16 protein-coding genes are annotated in these 18,681 nt (G+C 66.5%); 9 read left to right on the plus strand and 7 right to left on the minus strand.

Annotation, left to right across the window (positions count from 1 at the left end):
* Window positions 1–203: 203 nt before the first annotated feature.
* Complete coding sequence (locus VFB33_09115) at window positions 204–1,025, minus strand: cytidylate kinase family protein (GenBank protein HZO81843.1); 822 nt, start codon at window positions 1,023–1,025, stop codon at window positions 204–206.
* Window positions 1,026–1,303: 278 nt separating this feature from the next.
* On the opposite strand from VFB33_09115, the gene speY reads away from it, so the two are divergent.
* Window positions 1,304–2,422: a deoxyhypusine synthase gene (speY, locus tag VFB33_09120; protein ID HZO81844.1), complete on the plus strand. Its 1,119-nt coding sequence runs from the start codon at window positions 1,304–1,306 to the stop codon at window positions 2,420–2,422.
* An 8-nt stretch (window positions 2,423–2,430) separates the two neighbouring features.
* Window positions 2,431–3,288: a 3'(2'),5'-bisphosphate nucleotidase CysQ gene (locus VFB33_09125; protein ID HZO81845.1), complete on the plus strand. Its 858-nt coding sequence runs from the start codon at window positions 2,431–2,433 to the stop codon at window positions 3,286–3,288.
* A 46-nt stretch (window positions 3,289–3,334) separates the two neighbouring features.
* On the opposite strand, the gene VFB33_09130 is transcribed toward VFB33_09125, so the two are convergent.
* The 4 genes from VFB33_09130 to VFB33_09145 are packed head-to-tail and all read right to left on the minus strand — an operon-like array spanning window position 3,335 to window position 6,727.
* Complete coding sequence (locus VFB33_09130; GenBank protein ID HZO81846.1) at window positions 3,335–4,675, minus strand: ACS family MFS transporter; 1,341 nt, start codon at window positions 4,673–4,675, stop codon at window positions 3,335–3,337.
* 39 nt (window positions 4,676–4,714) lie between these two features.
* Window positions 4,715–5,143: a helix-turn-helix transcriptional regulator gene (locus VFB33_09135; GenBank protein ID HZO81847.1), complete on the minus strand. Its 429-nt coding sequence runs from the start codon at window positions 5,141–5,143 to the stop codon at window positions 4,715–4,717.
* A gap of 36 nt (window positions 5,144–5,179) precedes the next feature.
* On the minus strand, window positions 5,180–5,536 hold the full coding sequence (locus tag VFB33_09140) for an FxLYD domain-containing protein (protein ID HZO81848.1): 357 nt from the start codon (window positions 5,534–5,536) through the stop codon (window positions 5,180–5,182).
* 27 nt (window positions 5,537–5,563) lie between these two features.
* A complete protein-coding gene (locus VFB33_09145) occupies window positions 5,564–6,727 on the minus strand; it encodes an acyl-CoA dehydrogenase family protein (protein HZO81849.1) in 1,164 nt (387 codons plus the stop codon).
* Between the two features lie 220 nt (window positions 6,728–6,947).
* Between VFB33_09145 and VFB33_09150 the strand changes: the two genes are divergently transcribed.
* The 7 genes from VFB33_09150 (at window position 6,948) to VFB33_09180 (ending at window position 16,962) form a co-directional block, all read left to right on the plus strand.
* A complete protein-coding gene (locus VFB33_09150) occupies window positions 6,948–7,979 on the plus strand; it encodes a DUF1646 family protein (protein HZO81850.1) in 1,032 nt (343 codons plus the stop codon).
* A 345-nt stretch (window positions 7,980–8,324) separates the two neighbouring features.
* On the plus strand, window positions 8,325–9,737 hold the full coding sequence (gene glnA, locus VFB33_09155) for a type I glutamate--ammonia ligase (GenBank protein HZO81851.1): 1,413 nt from the start codon (window positions 8,325–8,327) through the stop codon (window positions 9,735–9,737).
* 359 nt (window positions 9,738–10,096) lie between these two features.
* A complete protein-coding gene (locus VFB33_09160) occupies window positions 10,097–10,444 on the plus strand; it encodes a hypothetical protein (GenBank protein ID HZO81852.1) in 348 nt (115 codons plus the stop codon).
* Between the two features lie 420 nt (window positions 10,445–10,864).
* Entirely contained in the window at window positions 10,865–12,943 is a 2,079-nt protein-coding gene (locus VFB33_09165; protein ID HZO81853.1) for a mechanosensitive ion channel family protein, read from the plus strand.
* Between the two features lie 238 nt (window positions 12,944–13,181).
* On the plus strand, window positions 13,182–14,177 hold the full coding sequence (locus VFB33_09170) for an aldo/keto reductase (GenBank protein HZO81854.1): 996 nt from the start codon (window positions 13,182–13,184) through the stop codon (window positions 14,175–14,177).
* A gap of 65 nt (window positions 14,178–14,242) precedes the next feature.
* Entirely contained in the window at window positions 14,243–15,628 is a 1,386-nt protein-coding gene (locus VFB33_09175; protein ID HZO81855.1) for an amidohydrolase family protein, read from the plus strand.
* Between the two features lie 44 nt (window positions 15,629–15,672).
* Window positions 15,673–16,962 carry an amidohydrolase family protein gene (locus tag VFB33_09180; GenBank protein HZO81856.1) on the plus strand — a complete coding sequence of 430 codons (1,290 nt, stop codon included), beginning with the start codon at window positions 15,673–15,675 and terminating at the stop codon, window positions 16,960–16,962.
* A gap of 29 nt (window positions 16,963–16,991) precedes the next feature.
* On the opposite strand, the gene VFB33_09185 is transcribed toward VFB33_09180, so the two are convergent.
* On the minus strand, window positions 16,992–17,756 hold the full coding sequence (locus tag VFB33_09185; protein ID HZO81857.1) for a glucose 1-dehydrogenase: 765 nt from the start codon (window positions 17,754–17,756) through the stop codon (window positions 16,992–16,994).
* Between the two features lie 60 nt (window positions 17,757–17,816).
* Complete coding sequence (locus VFB33_09190) at window positions 17,817–18,626, minus strand: MOSC N-terminal beta barrel domain-containing protein (protein HZO81858.1); 810 nt, start codon at window positions 18,624–18,626, stop codon at window positions 17,817–17,819.
* Between the last annotated feature and the right edge of the window lie 55 nt (window positions 18,627–18,681).

Raw genomic sequence — 18,681 nt, forward strand, 5'->3', positions numbered from 1 at the left:
CGCCGATGGAGCAGCGAGCCTAGCACGCGCCGGGGCGGGGCGGGGAGCGGCGGCCAACGACCGCTACTGCCGCAGTCCCTTCGATCGCCTGCTGATGGCACAGGCCGCTATCGAAGGTTTGGTGCTGCTGAGCGCGGACCGCAAACTGGCCGCCTACGAGGTCCCCCGTAATAATCTGGTAGCCCGAGCGCGGTCTCGGCGGCTCAGTCGGGGCGCACCGGGATAGGCGTCTCGTCGGCCTCGACCGCGACCGAGCGCACGCCCTCGACACCGCTGGCGACCTGGTTGGCGAGCTCGTCCCACGGCGGCACCAGGCCGGGGCCGCGCACCTGCACGGCGCCCGCGCTGCATTCGACCTCGATCGGCGCGTGGCCGAGCTTGGGATGGGCGTGGCAGGCGGCGCGCACCTGGGCGGCCGTGGCGACGTCGCGCATTTGCTGCCACTGCTCGGGACGCACCTGGGCGTCGATGCGTTCGGCCCAGGCGGCGAGCGCCGCGGCGCTGAATTCCAGCGGCGCGCCGAAGCCGTTGATTACGAGATCAAAGGAGGCGGGGTCCTCAATATCGACGCCGGTCAGGGTCTGGATGCGTGCGCGGACCTCGCGGTCGTAGTCGCGCACACGGCGCTGGGCGGCGACCGGCGATAGCTTTTCCATCTCGCCCACCAGCCGGGCGCGCTCCTCGAACGGGCCCACCGTGCGCACCTTGATTCCGCATCCCACGGGCGGCAGATAAACCGCCGGCGAGCGCCCCACGACCACCACGCGGTCGGCCGCCATCTCGCGCAGCAGCGTCGCGCGGAAGAACGAGATGAAGCGTACGCTCTCGGTCTTCAGCCGCGACCAGAAATGCGGCTGGCGTTCGTCAACCACGACGAGCTGCTCGGGCGTGACGTGATACGTGCGCGAGACTTCCGCAATCAGGTCCTCGCTGCTCAGAAACCTGTAACCGAGCGTCCGCGCGGCAAGCCGGCCGAGTTCGATTCCCCGCGAGCCGAGCTGCTGACTGACAGCAATTATCGCCATGCCGGTCCCCTGGCTTAGCGAAGCTTCTCCCCGTCGCAATCTTAGGTGCTCGGCGCGCGGGTGGCAAACTCGGATTGGGCCCCAGCGTGCCGCCCAAGCGTGAGCAAACAGCCCGTCGCGAACTGTGACAATCGCTCAGCGTGATGCGGCTTTGATGGCATTGCGCGGCGCGGGCCGCTAGGATTTCGCGCGCGGCCCCGCACGCGGCGCCGCGGATGTCGCACAAAGGACGGGGAAGATCGGCGGGCGCGTGCGGCCCGCCCGCGGCGAACGCAATCATGGCTCGACGAAAAGCACGGATCGGCGGCACGCCGATCGATCCCGCGCCGGTGCGCGGAAGTATGACCGCCGCCGATCTTATCGACGGCGCCTTTCTCGCCTACAACGGCCGCCGCCTGCGCGAGGCCTGCCGGCTATTCGCGGAGAAGATGCTCGCCGACGACGTTTTCGTCGCGATGAGCCTGACCGGCGCGCTCACGCCGGCGGGGCTGGGGATGTCGTGCCTGATCCCGCTCATTGAAAACGGCTTCGTTGACTGGATGGTTTCGACCGGGGCCAACCTCTATCACGACACCCACTTCGGGCTGGGGCTCAAGATGTTCCAGGGCTCGGCCGAGGCCGACGACGTCGCGCTGCGGCGGGCGGGCGTGGTCCGGATCTACGACATCTTCTTCGACTACCGCGTGTTGCTCTCGACCGACGCTTTCTTCCGCCAGATCGCGCGCCAGGAGGAGTTCCAGCGCTCGATGAGCAGCGCGGAGTTCCACTACCGCGCCGGCCGCTACGTCGCTGAGCGCGAGCGCGTGCTCAGGCTCGGCCGCCGCTCGCTGCTTGCCGCCGCGCACGAGGCGGGCGTGCCGGTGTACACGTCGTCGCCGGGCGACTCGTCGATCGGGATGAATCTGGCGCTGCTCGAAGTCGAAGGCTACGGGCTCAGGCTCGATCCGCTGGCCGACGTCAACGAGACTGCAGCGATCGTCTACGCGGCGAAGCGGGCGGGGATGAAGAGCGCGGTGTTCATCCTGGGCGGCGGCTCGCCCAAGAATTTCGTGCTCCAGACCGAGCCGCAGATACAGGAGGTGATGGGCGTGGCGGAGAAGGGCCATGACTACTTCCTGCAAATCACCGACGCGCGGCCCGACACCGGCGGGCTCAGCGGTGCCACCCCCGCGGAGGCGGTGAGCTGGGGCAAGATCGATCCCAACCGGCTGCCGGATTCGGTGGTATGCTATGTTGACAGTACGGTCGCGCTGCCGCTGATCACCGCCTACGCACTGCAGCGGCGCAAGCCGCGTCGGCTGCGCCGATTGTATGACAAACGCGAGGAGATGATGGCGACGCTGCGCACCGCCTACGAGCGGGTGCGCCGCAAGCGGCTGCGGCGCGGCGAGCCCTGAGCCAAGCGATGAAGCGCGAATCACACCGGGCGCCGGCGGATCGCCCGCAGGCGGCGTCGGGAGCCGATCAGGCGCGCGCGGGCGGCGGCGAGTTCGCCGCCGAGCTCGAGCTTGCGCGGGCGGCAGCGCTCGAGGCGGGCGACATCCTGCGCCGACATTTCCGCGAGCGCGGCTTCGAGGTCAATTCCAAGGGCCACGACAATCCGGTGACCACCGCCGATCTCGAGGCTGACCGCGCGCTGCGCGAGCGCCTGGGCGGCGCGTTTCCCGAGTACGGATGGCTTTCCGAGGAGACCGCCGACGACGGCGCGCGACTTGCGCGCAGGCGAGTGTGGATCGTCGATCCGCTCGACGGCACCAAGGAGTTCATCAAGGGCATCCCGGAGTTCGTTGTCGCGATTGCGCTGGCCGAGGACGGTGTGCCCGTGCTCGGCGTGACCTACAATCCGGTCAAGCGCGAGATGTTCTGGGCCGCGCGCGGCGCCGGATGCCATCTCGACGGCGAACGTGTGCGCGTGACGGCGGCGGCGGGGCTGGCGCGCGCGGTGGTGCTCGCCAGCCGCAGCGAGACCGCGCGCGGCGAGTGGAAGGCCTACAAGGACCAGCTCATCGTCAATCCGATCGGCAGCGTCGCATACAAGCTCGCCCTGGTCGCCGCGGGCAAGGCCGACGCGACCTTCACCCGCACGCCCAAAAGCGAATGGGATATCGCCTCGGGCGCGGCGCTGCTCGCCGAAGCCGGCGGGGTGATGACCGACATCCATGGCCATCCGCTGCGCTTTAACCGCCGCCACGTCAGGCTCGAGGGCTTCATCGCCGCCGGACCCGAGCTCCACGCCGCGCTGAGCAAGCTCGTGATGAAGTAGCGGGAGCGGCGGCGCCTTTGCCCGCTGCTGGGCGTCGCGGGCGCCGCTACAGCCTGCGCTCGCCGCTGCCCCATAGGTTGAAGGCGACGAGTCCCACCGTGTAAACCGCGGCGGCCAGGTAGAAGGCGCCGGCGTAGGAGCCGGTGGCCTGGACGATAAAGCCGGTGGCGGCGACCCCGATGATGCCGGGCAGCGTGGCGAAGGTGTTCGAGATGCCCATCAGGATCCCGGCATAGCGCGGTCCCACATCGAGATGGTTGACGCCGAAGGCGCCCATTCCGAGCGCGCCGCCGCCGATCGACAGCGTCGCGAGCATCACCGCCTCCACTGCGCCGTGTGCGGCCGGCAACGCGCACATCGCAACCGCGCCCAGGGCGAAAGCGCTCGATTGCAGGAGCTTGCGCACCGCGGTCAGCCGCAGCCCGCGCGCCTGAAGCCCGTCGGCGATCCATCCGCTGACGTTGCCGACGACGAAGGCGGCGAGATAAGGCACCACCGCCAGCAGGCCGAGGTTTTTGAGCGGCACCTGGAAGGTATGGTCGAGATAGCTGGGAAGCCAGAGGAGCAGGATGTAGAAGCCGAAATTGTTGCAGGTGTGGGCGATAACGATCGCCCATACCGCGGGCTCGGCGCATATCCGCCGCCACGGAATTTGCTGTGCCGCCTCGACCTCGGAGCGTCCGGCGCGGATGACCGCCATCTCGGCCGTGCTCACGCCCGCCGAGCTCTCGGGCCAGTCGTCGGCTTTCCACCACCAGGCGGCGAGCCACCCGAGGCCGAGCAGGCCGGAGAGGTAGAATACCGCTTCCCATCCGAAGGCGATGATTATCGGCGGGCTCGCCAGCAGGGCGACGATCGTGCCGAGCGCGGTGCCGCTCAAGTGCAGCGAGATGGCGCGCGCGCGTTCGCCCGCGGGCGCCCATCGCGCGGCGATCGAATGAATCGCCGGAAAGTTGAGCGCCTCGCCCGCGCCTAGAAGCCCGCGCATGCACAGCAGCAGCGCGAACGACGCAGTCGCCGGCGGCGTCAGAAAAGTCGCCAGCGACCATAGCGCAACGCCCGCGCCGAGCACGCGTTTGCCGCCGAAGCGGTCGGCCAGCCATCCGCCGGGCAGTTGCGGCCACAAGTAGCCCCAGAAGAAAGCCGACAGGATGAGTCCGCGCGCGGCGGCGTCGTAGCCCTTGGCGTGGGCGAGAGGGATGATCGCGATCGAGATGTTGACGCGGTCGATGTAACAGAGCACCGTCGAGAGCGCGAAGAGGGCGATGACGGTGTAACGCCGCGGCCATCCGGTCGCGGCGGCCGCCGCCGCTTGCGCTGGAGCGGGTTCGCCCATGGTCGCTCGCGCGCAAGCATAGTTGGGGCGCGCCACGATTGCTATCGCCACTGCGGCGCGCCGCAGGCGGCCCCGCGCTCGGAATCGGCCTCAGCGTCCGAGCGCCTGGCGCACCGCGTTGAGGACGTAGATGAAGTCGCGCGGCGCGCGCACCTCGCCCATCGCCGCGACCCGGGCCAGCAGCTCCATCTCGTCGGCGCTGATGTTATGCACGCGGCGCAAACGCGAGTCGCGCCGGAAGTCCTCCCACGCCGAACGCCTGCGCTCCTCGGGCGCGCCGTTGACCAGCGTGCGGGCCTCGGGGTTGGCGAGAAAGAACAGCTCGCGGCTGGAAAGCCCCAGAACTTCGCTCAGGCGCGCGATCACCTTTTCAGAGGGATGGCGCTTGCCGGACTCCAGGTGACCTATGTATGGCGTCGAGGTTGCGATCTGCCTGGCGATCTCCTCCTGGGTCAGGTCAAGCTGGCGGCGGCGTTCGCGGATGGCGGCGCCGAAGCTGCGCTCAGTGGTCTTGGGCATCGCATGTTTCCTTCCACCGGCCCAGGAAATCCCATTCTAATTGCCGTACGGATTGCGTCCGTGGTTGAGATAGATTGAGTAGCTGTTGGCGGTGCCGAGGTTGTGGATCGGGGTGTGAAACTCGCGCTCCGTTCCCGCGCGCAGCGGCTGAATCGTCAAGACGTCGCGCCCCAGCGCATCGCCGTTGCGCGCGTAGTAGCGGACTTCGAGATCGAGCGGGCCGGCGGCGCGGGTGCCGGCGTTGCGCAGGCGGCCCTCGACAAAGACCTCCGAGCCATTGCGCACCATGCGGCTCTGCAGCACTTTGACCGGCTCATTGTTCTTCAGCAGGCTGGCAACGATCCCGACAAAGCCGAGCGCAACCAGCAGAATCACCATCGTGCCCTTGCGCATAGTCGTTGGGCCCGCCGCCCTGCGAGGTCAGTACGAGCGCGGCAGGTTGAGCACGTGCTCGCTTATCGTATTCAGCACCATCTCCTGCGAGACCGGCGCGATCTTCAGCATCCGGCACTCGCGGAAGTAACGTTCGACGTCGTACTCGCGCATGTAGCCGTAGCCGCCCAGCGTCTGCACCGCGCGATCGCAGGCCTCGAAGCCGGCTTCGGCCGCCCGCAGCTTGGCGATGTTGGCCTCGGCGCCGCAGGGCCTGCGATGGTCGAACAGCCAGGCCGCCTTCATCATCATCAGCTCGGCGACCTCCAGTTTGGCGTAGGCGTCGGCGAGCGGATGCGCGATGGCCTGGTTCTGGCCGATCGGCCGGCCGAAGACCACCCGTTCCTTGGCGTAGCGCACCGCCTTGTCCACCGCGGCGCGCCCGATCCCGATGGCCTCGGCGGCGATCAGGATGCGCTCGGGGTTGAGCCCGTCGAGCAGGTAACGGAAGCCCTTGCCCTCTTCACCGATGAGGTCGGCAGCCGAGACTTTGAGATTGTCGATGAAGAGCATGTTGGTGTCCACCGCATGGCGGCCCAGCTTGAGCAGCTCGCGCACCTCGATCGCGCCGCGGTCGAGGTCGGCGAAGAACAGGCTCATCCCCTCGGTTTTCTTCGCCACCTTCTCGAACGGCGCGGTGCGCGTCAGCAGCAGCATCTTGTGCGCTTCCTGCGCCTTGGTGGTGAACACCTTGCGCCCGTTGATCACGTAATAGTCGCCCTCGCGCCGGGCAAAGGTCTTGATGTGGGTGATGTCATTACCGGCGTCGGGTTCGGTAACGGCGAAGGCCGCGTGCAGCTCGCCGCTGACGATCCGCGGCAGATGGCGGCGCTTCATCTCTTCGCTGCCGTGCAGGACGATCGGCGTAAGTCCGAAGATCGACAAATGGATCGAGCTCGCCGCGTTCATCGCCCCCGCGTAGGCGACCTCGCGCATCACCAGCGCGGCCTCGGTGATGCCGAGCCCGCTGCCGCCGAATTCCTCGGGGATGGCGACGCCGAGATACCCGGCCTTGGCCACGGCCTGGTAGAAGTCATGCGGGAATTCGTGGGCGGCGTCCTTGGCGCGCCAGTACTCGTCGTTGAAGCGTTCGCACAGCGCGCGCACGCCGCGCACGATTTCCTGTTGCGCTTCGGTCAGTTCAAAATCCATCTCGTTGTCACCTTCGATGAAGCAGGTTTGCGGGGCCGACGCCGCGCTTCCTGGCCGGGCAGCGGCCGCCATCCATACGGTTAACATTATTATCAAGCCGGCGGCGACCGGTTTAGGCCCGCGATCGGACGCGTGCGCTGCGGTTGGCCGAATCGACTCGCTCACGCGTTTTCTATAAAAAGCGGATGGCGCCGGCGAAGCGCCGGACTTCGACCGAATCATGCATCCCGCAGTCGCCCTGGCGCTGATCGGCCTGCTGCTTCTGGGGCCACTTGTCTCGCACGTCATCGAACGCAACATCGAGGCGTATTTCTTCGTGATGGGCGTCGCCGCGATGACGCTGGGCGGGGCCTGGAGCCTTAAGGCGATTGGCGAGGCTGCTATGGAACCGGTTTGGATCACGCTGGCGGTGATCGTCGCCGGCGTCGCTTTCGATTCGCTGCGCGGGGCGATGGACCGCGCGATGACGCGACTGAGGGCGCGCGTTGCCCGTCCGTTGCTATGCGCCGCCGCGGTGTTTGTGATCGCGATGGTTTCGAGTCTAATCACTGCGATAGTCGCGGCCCTGGTGCTGGTCGAGACGGTCGGGCTGATGCGGCTGGAGGGCCGCGCGCGCGCCCGCGTGACGATCGCTGGATGCTTCGCGATCGGCTTCGGCGCCGCGCTCACCCCGCTGGGCGAACCCCTCTCCACGCTGGCGGCCAGAGCGCTGGGGCTCGGCTTCGGCGGCTTGTTCCGGCTGCTCGCTTTGTGGGTGGTGCCCGCAATCGTGATTAGCGCGGCCGTCAGCGCCGTGTTCGCCGCGCGCAGCCGCGCCGATGGCCCCGCTCCGGCAGTCGTACTTGCGCGGGCGCATGTGCGCGAATCGCTGGCAGCGTCGCTGTTGCAGGGCTTCAAGGTCTATGTATTCGTCGCGGCGCTGGTGCTGGTGAGCCACGCCTTCGCGCCCCTTGCGCTGCGCTACGTGCCGATGCTGAGCCACGAGGCATTGTTCTGGGCCAACACCATTTCGGCCGTGATGGACAATGCGACGCTGGTCGCACTGGAGATCCACTCGATGGAGCTGGCACGTGCGCGCGCGGCGATACTGGCATTGCTGGTTGCGGGCGGGATGCTGATCCCGGGCAATGTGCCCAACATCATCGCCGCTGGCGCGCTGCGCATCGGAACGGGCGAATGGGCGAAGGTCGGGATGCCGATGGGCTTGGCGCTGCTTGGCCTGTATTTTGCGCTGCTCAAATTCACGCACTGAGGCTCGCCCGTAGCCGCGGGCTTGCGAGGGCGATCAAGCGAGGAAACTGCCGGACAAGGTCGGGCCAAGCGCAACAGGCCGCGCCGCATGCGAGCCCGCGCCTTCAGCATCGTGCTGCCCAAACGGGCGTCAGCGCGTCCTCGGGGGCGTTGCGTTAGAGGGATTTTCGTGACAGAAAACCTTGGCAGTCGCCGCATCCGATTCCGCCTTGGCAGAACCTGCCGCGGCGGTACAGTTCTTGTTACGGCCGCGAAGTTTTGAAACCTGCGGCGCTTGCCGCGTGTGTTAAGTTACGATGCAACGGGGTTGGCCGTCCCCTAAGCGGCCAGGAGGGTTACGCGTCCGATGACTCCCAAACAAGTTCTCCAGATGATCAAGGACAAGGGCGCCACGTCGGTGGACCTGAAGTTCATGGACCTGCTGGGCCAGTGGCAGCACTTCAGCGTGCCCATCAGCGAGTTTCACGACGAATCGCCCTTCGAGGAAGGGCTCGGCTTCGACGGCTCTTCGATCCGCGGCTGGCAGGCGATCGACGCCAGCGACATGCTCGTTATTCCCGACCCTGACACGGCGGTGATGGAGCCGTTCACCAAAGAGCCCACGCTTACGCTGATCTGCAACATCTCGGACCCGATCACGCGCGCCGACTACACGCGCGACCCGCGCAACGTCGCGCGCAAGGCCGAGGCCTATCTCAAATCGACTGGGCTCGGCGACACCGCCTACTTCGGCCCCGAGCCCGAATTCTTCATCTTCAACGGCATCCGCTACGACACCAACCAGCACTCCAGCTTCTACTACATCGAGTCCGAGGAGGGTTTCTGGAACAGCGGGCGCGACGGCCAGAATCTGGGCTACAAGCCGCGTTACAAGGAAGGCTACTTCCCGGTACCGCCCAACGACAGCCTCCAGGACATCCGCGCCGAGATGGTGCGCGAGATGGAGCGCGTCGGGATCCGCGTCGAGAAACAGCATCACGAGGTCGCCACGGCCGGCCAGGCCGAGATCGATATGCGCTTCCAGTCCCTGGTCAAGATGGCCGATTGGCTGACCTGGTACAAATACATCTGCAAGAACGTGGCGATCCGCCACAACATGACCGTGACCTTCATGCCCAAGCCGATCTTCGGCGACAACGGTTCGGGCATGCATACCCATCAGAGCATCTGGAAGGGCGAGACTCCGCTGTTCGCGGGCTCGGGCTATGCCGGGCTCTCCGAGCTGGCGCTGCACTACATCGCCGGCATCCTCCATCACGCGCCAGCGCTCGCCGCCTTCACCAACCCGGGCACCAACTCGTATCGGCGTCTGGTCCCGGGCTTCGAGGCCCCGATCAACCTCGCCTACTCCAGCCGCAACCGTTCAGCCGCGGTGCGCATCCCGATGTACTCGCCGTCGCCCAAGGCCAAGCGGATCGAGGTTCGGTTCCCCGACCCGACCTGCAATCCGTACCTGGCATTCTCTGCGATGCTGCTGGCTGGGCTTGATGGCATCCAGCGCAGGCTCGACCCGGGCCAACCGCTTGACAAGGACATTTACGCACTGACTCCTGCCGAACTGGCCGAGGTCCCCAGCATGCCGGCCTCGCTGGAGGAGGCGCTCGACAACCTCAAGCGCGACCACGAGTTTCTGCTCAAGGGCGATGTCTTCACTGAGGACCTGGTGGAAACCTGGATCGACTATAAGATGTCCAAGGAGGTCAGCCAGACGCGCCTGCGTCCGCATCCGTACGAGTTCGTGCTGTACTTTGACGCCTAGACCACGGCGTCAGAGCCATGGATTCTGACGCAAACGCGGCGGGCCGAAAGGCTCGCCGCGTTTGTTTCCTCGCCGCCGACTTCCTCGCAATTTGGAAAGCATTTTGAGAATGCACAGCGGCGCCCGAGCTGCGCGGGCGCATTCGCGTTATCAATTGGCCGGCGGGAGGTGCGCCGGCAGGCGAATTTCTCCGCATTTCTGAGGCTTTTCGATTGCTGAAGCCAGCCGGTGAATCGGACGGTGTCGGCTCGGCGCGCGTGGTACGCCAATCGCAATCGTTGCCTGGCATCCCGACGTCGGCGACCCCGCCGTTTGGGCGCACCAGCGCGGCGTCGGCGCCTTTGGAGGAGGTAGAGCGAATGAAGGCATCCAAGATTGCGAGTGCAGCCGCGTTGGCGCTGATACTCGGCGCGGGTGCGGCGCCGGCATTTGCCGGTGACCTGCCTGCAACGCCGCAGATGACCATCCACGCCGACGTCGTGCCGACGCTCAACGAGACGCGTATCCAGCTCGCGCAGACGCGCCATCAGCTCAGGCAGTTCGAGCTCGCCTCGTTTTACAGCCCGACTGCGGAAGCGGATTACCGTGCGGCCCAGATCGCACTGGCCAACGGTCGCTATGACGAGGCGGCAGCCAACCTGAAACAGGTGCGTGCCGCGCTCACCGGGATTCCGAACTGGAAGTCATCCCCGCTCGACGCGCGCTAAGGCGCGATCATCGCCGGCCGTTTGTAAGCTGGCGAACTACCTGCGGCGCATGGCGGCGCGGGTGCCGCCGCACCTGTGTTTGCACCCACGCATGCGGCGGTGATCGAACCATCCGGCCACAGATGCTAGCCTGAACCACTGGTCCGGCCGCGGATACGGCCGGGCCGGTGGATGGCCGGGATGAGTCGAGGGTTTCAACGTGGCGCGCCCGATGCGCCGGTTGCGAGATGCGTTGGGCAACTGAGCGCGTCGCCTGCGGTCGCCCAGTGCACGTGGCCGCGCCGGCATGCGTTGGCGCTCGTTGCCTGCCTGTTCGCGCTGTGTGCTGCTGGAGGTGCGCGCCCGGCGAGAGCGGCGGGCCCAGCGCCTTCGCCCGCTGCGACAGCCGAAACCGCGCCGGGCGGCAAGGGCGCGGCTTCGATGGCAAAGGGCGCGCCGGCGCTGCAGGCCGCTGCGGCGCCGGCTGACGCGACGGCCCGTCCGAGTTCCGCCGCGAGTCCCACCGTTACCTCGGCACGCGTCGATCAGAGTGCCGAAACGCTCAATTTTCTCGGTCAGGCAATTGATTGGTATCGCGGGCTGGCAACCGAAGGGCATTTCGCGACTCAGCCCGCCGAGATGCTCTATCTCGATGACGACCGCCAACTGGCCCTTGAAATCGTTCAACTTGCCTTCGAGCACGCCCGCGCACGAGCCAACCTGATCAAAAGCGAAGCGCGGGAAGCGCAGCTCATTGCGCTGCCGGCCGGCGCTGTTGGCAACGTCGTTGGCGCCGCAGGAGCCGCTGGACCCGTGGGAGTCGGCCAAGGGCTTCCGGGATTGTCCTCGCTAATGGCCAAGGAAGGGCAGGCCGAGGATGACCTGCGGAAGGCGCAGGCACAGGCGGACCAACTCAAGGCCGCGATCGCTAAGGCTAGCGGCCGGCGCCGCGTCGAGCTGACGCGTCAGCTCGGGATCGTGCAAAGCCAGATCGAGCTCAATCAGGCGCGCGTCGATTCCTTCAAGTCCTTTATCGATTTCGACAAGGCGGCATCCTCCGGCTTGGGCAGGTCGGTCGGCCTCGCGCCCCAAATCGACGCCCTTGAGCGGAGCATCCCGCAACTCGGCGATTCGAGCAAAACGGCCACCGCTGGCCGAGGCCCTATCACCGGCGCTGCCGCTCAACCGCAGAGAGTGGGGTTGCTCGGCGCGATCGAGGGAATGCTGCGCCTGGGACGCGAGCGCGACGCGCTCGGAGACCGGATGGCGGCAACGCGCCGGTTTGCGAGCCTTGTGGAGGCGGCGCGCGCCCCGCTGGTCACTGGATTGCAAGCGCTCAACCAGCGCGCCAATGAGCTTGCCGCGCAGGGCGGCGTGGGCGATCTCGACACCGTACGCCGGCGTAAGCAGGAGTTCGACGCGCTAATCCGCCGCCACAAGCTGCTCGTGGCCGCGCTGATGCCGTTGGCCAAGCAGCTCGTCGTCCTCCAGCTATATACGACCAATCTGGAGCGCTGGGATGCGCTGGTCAGGGAGCGCACGGGAGCCCAGTTGCGCCAGCTCATCATGCGGCTGGCTGTGCTGGGCGTCCTGCTGATCGCGGTTTTTGCCGCGGCGATCGTCTGGCGCAGTCTGACCTTCCGCTACGTGCAGGACCTGCGCCGGCGCCGCCAATTGCTCCAGGTGCGCAAGGTGGTGGTGGCGGCGCTCGTCGCCCTGGTGCTGGTCTTCAACTTTGCCACCGAACTCGGGACGCTGGCGACCGTGATGGGACTGGCTGCGGCGGGGGTAGCGGTCGCCCTGCAGAACGTCATCCTTTCTTTCGCCGGCTACTTCTTCGTCACCGGCCGCTACGGGATCCGGGTTGGCGATCGCGTCCAGGTCGCCGGCGTCAATGGCGATGTAGTCGAGCTGGGGCTGTTCAAGATGGCGCTGATGGAGCTGTCGGGCGACGGCGGAACCAACCAGCCGACCGGGCGGGTCGTGGTATTCCCCAATTCGATCGTCTTCCAGCCCAACGGCAACTTCTTCCGCCAGGCCCCGGGGACCAGCTTCGTGTGGAACGAATTCAAGCTGACGCTGGCGCCCGAATGCGACTACCGGCTGGCGGAGAAGCGTCTGCTCGAAGTGGTCGATGACGTGTACGCGCGCTATCGCGACACCGTGCAGCGCCAGTACCGCGAGCTCGAACGCGACCTCAACCTGCGCCTTGAGTCGCCGCGCCCGCAGAGCAGGCTGAGGCTCGGGCAGAGCGGGATCGAGATGACGATCCGCTATCCCGCCGACACTCGCCACGCAGTCCAGGTTTCCGACGAGATCTCGCGCCGCGTGCTCGACGCGATCGCCCACGACCCCGCGCTCACGCTGGCAGTGCCTGGCACTCCCAATCTACTGCCGATGACGCCGCCGGCCGCGGAGGCTGACGATCACCCCCCGGCCGATGATGTGCCCAACGGCAACGAGCCGGCAGCGTCAGCCGCGCCGCCGCCGCCCGCATCCGCGCCAGTCGCCAAGGGCTAGCCAGTAGGGCGGGCGGCCCTATTGCAGCGCACATCTGGAGATACGGGAGAAGATGCTCGCGCGTTGGCGCAAAGTCGCGCCTGCCGTACGGCAGGCGCGCCCAAAGCGCCGCAACTTTCATGGATTCGGCGGCGGCCGTATGCTAGCGATTGCCTCGACCGCCGCGAGGCCGGCCTGCCAGGGCGAGCCCGCGGACGAGGCGATGCCGCCCGCGCATAAGGCGGCGGAGAGGCACATCATGGAATATCGTGCGTTCGGCCAGACTGGGATCCAGGTCTCGGCGCTCGGCTTCGGCTGCTGGGAGATCGGCGGCGGCTACGGCAGTATCGAGGAAAACGACTTCGTCCGCGCGGTCAACCGCGCGCTCGACGCGGGTGTAAACTGTTTCGACACCGCCGAGGCCTACGGCTTTGGCGCCTCGGAAAAGTCGCTCGCCAAGGCGCTCGGCGCGCGCCGCAAGGAGGCGGTGATCGCGACCAAGTTCGGCGTCGGCTACAAGGACGCGCCGAACTTTCGCGACTCCAGCCGCAAGCGCGTAACGGCGTCGATCGAGCGCAGCCTGAAGAACCTCGATACCGACTACGTGGACGTTTACCTGATCCACTGGCCGGACCGGAACACGCCGTTCGACGAGACGATGCGCGCGCTGGACGATCTTGTACAGCAGGGCAAGGTCCGCGCGATCGGCCTTTCCAATTTCAAGCTCGAGGAAATCCAGGCCTGCATGCGCACCCGGCGGGTGGACGTTGCGCAGTACTGCTGGAATATGTTCGACCGCCGGATGCAGAAGGAAATCTTCCCTTACTTCCACCAGCACGGGGTTGGCGTGATGGCTTACGGCTCGCTCGCCTACGGCATGCTCACCGGCACCCTGACCGAGGAGATGGCTTTCGAGAAGAGCGACTGGCGCTCGCGCCGAGGCCAGATGGCCAACCTCAACCTGTTCCAACATCTGTTCGGCCCGGAGCACTACCTCAACAACCTGCGTGCGGTCGAGGAGCTCAAGGCGATGGCGCGCCGCTACGGCAAGAGCCTGCCGCAATTCGCCTTGCGCTGGACGCTCTCCAATCCGCTCATCAGCACGGCGCTGGTCGGATGCCGCAACGAGCGCGAGGTTGACGACAACCTTGGCGCGCTGGGATGGTCGATCTCCGAGGCCGATATGAAGGAAATCGACGCGATCTTCGCCCGCCACCGCGTGGTCTCGATGCCCGAGGCGTGGCTGGAAAGTTGACGGGCGGAGTGACAGAACTTAAGCAGGTGTATTAGCCGGAGGACGACAGTCAGCGGAGGTGCGCGATGCCGGTTCAGAAATTTGCGCCAATGACGAAAAATTTTCCGACCTTTGACTGCGATGCGCACGTCACCGAGCCGCCGTGGCTGTGGGAGCGGGCCAAGGATTACCTGACCAAGGATGAGTTCCACGCTCTGCGCAATTCGATGTGGTTTGACGCGGAGAGCAAGCAGCTCGTCGTCAACGGGCTCGCCGGCGCGGGTCTTGGCTCGCAGCGCTACGGCGGGATGGTCGGGCAGGTCAACGTGCTGACGCTGGCCGGCCCCGGACTGAAGCACGATATCCAGCGCGCCTTCAATGTCCGCAACCTCAGCCGCAAGAGCGCGATCAACAAGGAACAGGCCGACTACCTCGATCACAAGGGCTCCTATTTGCCCGAGCCGCGCTTGCGTGACATGGACGTCCAGGGGATCGACCAGGTGATGATTATCCCCACCGACATCGACACCTATCCCTGGATCCAGAGCTCCGAGGGCGCGCGCGCGATGTGCAAGGCGTACAACGACTGGGCCTGGGAGTATTGCCAGGCGAACCCGGAGCGGCTGTACTTCGCGGCGATGCTGCCGATGCAGAATCCCAAGTACGCCGAAGAGGAGCTCTTGCGGGTGGCGGCCAAGGGATGCCGCGTCGGGCTGATTCGGCCGATCGACGCGATGGGCAACTACCCGATCCAGCCCAAGTACACGCGGCTATGGAGGGCGATGGAGGAGACCGGAGTCGTTTACGGGATGCATCCGTTTCCGGCCTTCGGCTCGCTCAAGCCGCCGGGCTATACTGAACAGCACTCGGGTGCCGAGTTGATCTCGCTCACCGCCAGCTCCGCCGGGCTGCCGCATTCGTTCCTCACCAACGTGCAGAACTTCCAGGCCGAGGCAGCGCTGTGGGTGGTGATGGTCCTGATGACGGGATTCTTCGAGCGCTTCCCCAAGGTCCGCGCGGCCGTGTTCGAGGCCTCCTCGACCTGGCTGAGCTTCCTGCTCGACGAGTGCGATAAGGCCTACAAGCTCTACCGCAACGAGCGCAAGCTGCCGCCGCTCAAACGGCTTCCCAGCGAGACCTTCTTCGAGCACTGCGTGACCGGCTTCGAAGGCGACGAGGCGCCACCCTCGCGCTATCCAGAGTTCTACGAGAACATTCTCGCCTGGTCCTCCGACGTCTACCATCACGACGGCGACGACGCCTGGCGCGCAATCGAGACGATGCGCAGCTGCGAGCTGCCGGAGTCCTATCAGGCCAAGTTCCTCGGCGAGAACGCGCGCAAGCTGTATCACATCGATGCGCCGAGGAATTTCATCCGCGACCGCGTAACCGAAATCGAGCGGCCCGATTGGTGGCCGACCGAGGCGGAAATCAAGGAGGCGCTCAAACCGGAGTCAGCCTTCCGCCGCTAGCGCCGTAATCGCGCGCTGCGGACGGGTGTGCGAGAGCATCAGCCATGAGCAGGAAACACTTTGCCGTCTTCGACGCCGACTCCCACGTGGTGGAGCCGCGCGAGCTGTGGGAAAAGTACGTCGAGCCCGAGTATCGCACGCTGGCCAGACACGCGCTCTGGCGCGAGGAGGGCAAGTTCGGCTCCTATCTCAAGGTCAACGGCAAGGCCTTCCGCGACACCGTCAACCCCAACATCCCGCGCCACGCGATCTGGCGTCCCGGAATGACGTGGGAGCAGATTGGCGAACTCGATCCCGACGTCCGCCATCCGGCCTGCGCCGGCGCGAGCGACCCGCACGCGCGTCTGCGCGACATGGACGCGATGGGCGTCGATCAGGCGCTGCTCTATCCGACCTGGTTCGCCGAGGGGTTCCATCTGGTCGAGGATCCCGACGTTGCCTACGCGCTCGCCCGCGCCTACAACGACTGGGTTGCGGATTTCTGCAAGATCGCGCCGGAGCGGCTGTTCGCGGCCGCGATGGTCCCGTTGCAGAACATGGATTACACGGTCGAGGAGCTGCGGCGGATCTCGAAGATTCCAAGCCTGCGCGCCGCCTTCATCCGCCCGATGTTCATCGAGGGACGCTACTTTACCCATCCCTACTTCGAGCCGCTGTGGGCCGAGCTCGAAAGCCTCGGGATTGCGGCCGCCGTGCATCCGACCGCTGGACTATGGAATCCGGAGTGGACCTCGCACGGCCCATTTTTCGAAAAGATCAAGGGCCGGATCAATCAGCACGCATTGGTACTCAACGCGGGCGGCGGGCCGGCGGCCGGCGGCGGCCCGGCGAAAAGCTTTTTCTTTGCGGCCTCGCCGCCGCTGGGCCATCCGATCGCGCAAATTCTCGCCCCGTGGCTGGACAACCACATGTTCGTCGCCGCCGCGCTGATCGCGTTCACCGTGATGCAGCGTTATCCGAAGATGAAAGTGGTGGTCGCGCACGGCAAGGCGTCGTGGATGGAAGAGGTGCTGGAGAAGATGGAAGCCTCGACCCGCACCATCCCGCTTCTCCATCACTACCCGGTGCGCACCGACACCGAGGAGATGTGGGAGCAGGGCAACGTGATGCTCGGCTTTGACGCCGAGGAGCGGCTGATCCGGAAGCTGCCCCATTCCTTCGCCGAGAAAGTCATCTGGGGCTCGCGCTACCCGCACCAGGACACCACCAGCGCGTGGGACGCCATCGACGCGATGAGCCGCGCGCACATCGACGAAGCGACCCTGGCGCGAATGTTCGGCGGCAACGCGGCCGCGCAGCTCGGGATCAGGCTGAGCCAGAGGGCAGGCGGCTAGCACAGCTCGCCGGACGCTTTGCGGCGACGCTACGAGGCCGCCACGCCGCCGTCGACGCGCATCGCGAAGCCCGTGACGTACGACGCCTGCTCCGAGCAGAGCCATACGACCGCGTTGGCGATCTCCTGCGGCACGGCGTAACGATGCATCGGGACGAAGGCCTCGAAGTCCTTGCGCTTCGGCTGTCCCTCGTTGTTGGTGATTCGTTCCATCATCGGCGTATCCACCGGGCCGGGGCAGACCGCATTGATCCGGATTCCGGCCTCGGCGTTTTCGAGCGCCGCGCTCTTGGTCAGGCCGACCACCGCATGCTTGCTCGCGACGTAGATCGGCAGGCTGCGAAAGCCCGAGAGGCCGGCGACCGAAGCGGTGTTGACGATCGCGCCGCCGCCCTGCTTGCGCATCTGGCGAATCTCGTACTTCATGCACAGCCATACGCCCTTGACGTTGATCGCCATCACGCGGTCGAAGTTGCGCTCGGAGGTTTCGTGGGTGTCGATGACGTCGCCCTCGATGCCAGCGTTGTTGTAGGCGCAATCCAACCGGCCGTGGGTTTTGACGATCCGCGCGATCAGCGCCTGCACCTGGGCGTCGTCGCTCACGTCCACCGTCGTGGATTCCGCCTTGCCTGCGGCCTCGCGGATGGCGGCGGCGGTCGCCTCGGCTCCTTCACGGTTGACGTCGGCGCAGACGGTGGTAGCGCCCTCGCGCGCGAAGGTTAGCGCGGCGACGCGCCCGATTCCGCTGCCGGCGCCGGTGATCAGAGCGATTTTTCCTTCAAGCAGATTGGCCATCTTGATGCTCCCCAAAATCCCGGCACGAATGGCGTGCTCGCACCGATTATCCGTCTCGCTTTAGCACGCCGCCGAGCGTTCCGTCAGCAGCCAGACGGGATCGTCGATTCGGATGCGGCCGGGAGCGCCGACCGAGGCGAATACTCCGACGTAGGCGTCGTGATGCCGTGCGGCCGTGCGCAGGATCGCGGGGTCGGGGCCGAACTCGGCCTGCGCGTGGATAGTCAGCGCGCAGCGCAGCGCCGGCCGCATCCCGACCACCCGCATGCCATCGGCGCCGATCTCGAGTTCGCCGCCGAGCCATTCGTCCTCGACGAAGCAATCAGCGCGGCTACCGGTGTCGACGTAGATGTTCGGGCGGAAGCGACGCACGTCGAAGTCTGAGTCGCCCCGGCGCAGTTGGCGCAAATGGGCGAGAGTGCCGCTTGCGAGCACATGCAGGACGTCCTCGTCGTAGAGGTCGCGCGGGGGCAGGAAGGCACGCCCGTCGCGGATCGCCGCGATCTCTTCCATCGTGAGCGGCCCCTCGCGCGGACGTTCCAGGCGCACGGCGAAGCCGAACAGCGACGAAAGAATTTCGTCGGCGCCGGGATCGCCGGCGTGGATTGTAGCGCCGTCAGGCAGTTCAATCCTGACCCGGGGCGTCGTGGCACTCGCCGGTTGGCTCTCGCAGGTCGCGCGCAACTGGAGCATCGCGGCGAACAGGCGCGCGCTCATGATCCCGCCGTATTTGAGCTCGCGCATCGCCCACAGCCGGTCGCCCGCCGCGCCGCGCTCGGTCACCATAACCTCCGCGACGCGCTCGCCGCGCATCGACTTGACCGGGTAACGCCACAGCTCGGCGACCGTTCCGACCTGACGTCTCGTCATCGCGTGTCCGCGCCCGCGCGGGGCGCGCCTGTCAGGACTTTATCCGGCCCGCCCG

The sequence above is a fragment of the Candidatus Binataceae bacterium genome, from assembly GCA_035650475.1.
Lineage (GTDB): Bacteria > Desulfobacterota > Binatia > Binatales > Binataceae > JAKAVN01.

Coding starts and splice junctions, on each gene's coding strand:
- VFB33_09125 (HZO81845.1), top strand. CDS start 2,431: ATGAAGCGCGAATCACACCGGGCGCCGGCGGATCGCCCGCAGGCGGCG.
- VFB33_09160 (HZO81852.1), top strand. CDS start 10,097: ATGAAGGCATCCAAGATTGCGAGTGCAGCCGCGTTGGCGCTGATACTC.
- VFB33_09175 (HZO81855.1), top strand. CDS start 14,243: ATGCCGGTTCAGAAATTTGCGCCAATGACGAAAAATTTTCCGACCTTT.
- glnA (HZO81851.1), top strand. CDS start 8,325: ATGACTCCCAAACAAGTTCTCCAGATGATCAAGGACAAGGGCGCCACG.
- VFB33_09180 (HZO81856.1), top strand. CDS start 15,673: ATGAGCAGGAAACACTTTGCCGTCTTCGACGCCGACTCCCACGTGGTG.
- VFB33_09115 (HZO81843.1), bottom strand. CDS start 1,025: ATGGCGATAATTGCTGTCAGTCAGCAGCTCGGCTCGCGGGGAATCGAA.
- VFB33_09170 (HZO81854.1), top strand. CDS start 13,182: ATGGAATATCGTGCGTTCGGCCAGACTGGGATCCAGGTCTCGGCGCTC.
- VFB33_09185 (HZO81857.1), bottom strand. CDS start 17,756: ATGGCCAATCTGCTTGAAGGAAAAATCGCTCTGATCACCGGCGCCGGC.
- VFB33_09150 (HZO81850.1), top strand. CDS start 6,948: ATGCATCCCGCAGTCGCCCTGGCGCTGATCGGCCTGCTGCTTCTGGGG.
- VFB33_09190 (HZO81858.1), bottom strand. CDS start 18,626: ATGACGAGACGTCAGGTCGGAACGGTCGCCGAGCTGTGGCGTTACCCG.
- VFB33_09145 (HZO81849.1), bottom strand. CDS start 6,727: ATGGATTTTGAACTGACCGAAGCGCAACAGGAAATCGTGCGCGGCGTG.
- speY (HZO81844.1), top strand. CDS start 1,304: ATGGCTCGACGAAAAGCACGGATCGGCGGCACGCCGATCGATCCCGCG.
- VFB33_09135 (HZO81847.1), bottom strand. CDS start 5,143: ATGCCCAAGACCACTGAGCGCAGCTTCGGCGCCGCCATCCGCGAACGC.
- VFB33_09165 (HZO81853.1), top strand. CDS start 10,865: ATGGCAAAGGGCGCGCCGGCGCTGCAGGCCGCTGCGGCGCCGGCTGAC.
- VFB33_09140 (HZO81848.1), bottom strand. CDS start 5,536: ATGCGCAAGGGCACGATGGTGATTCTGCTGGTTGCGCTCGGCTTTGTC.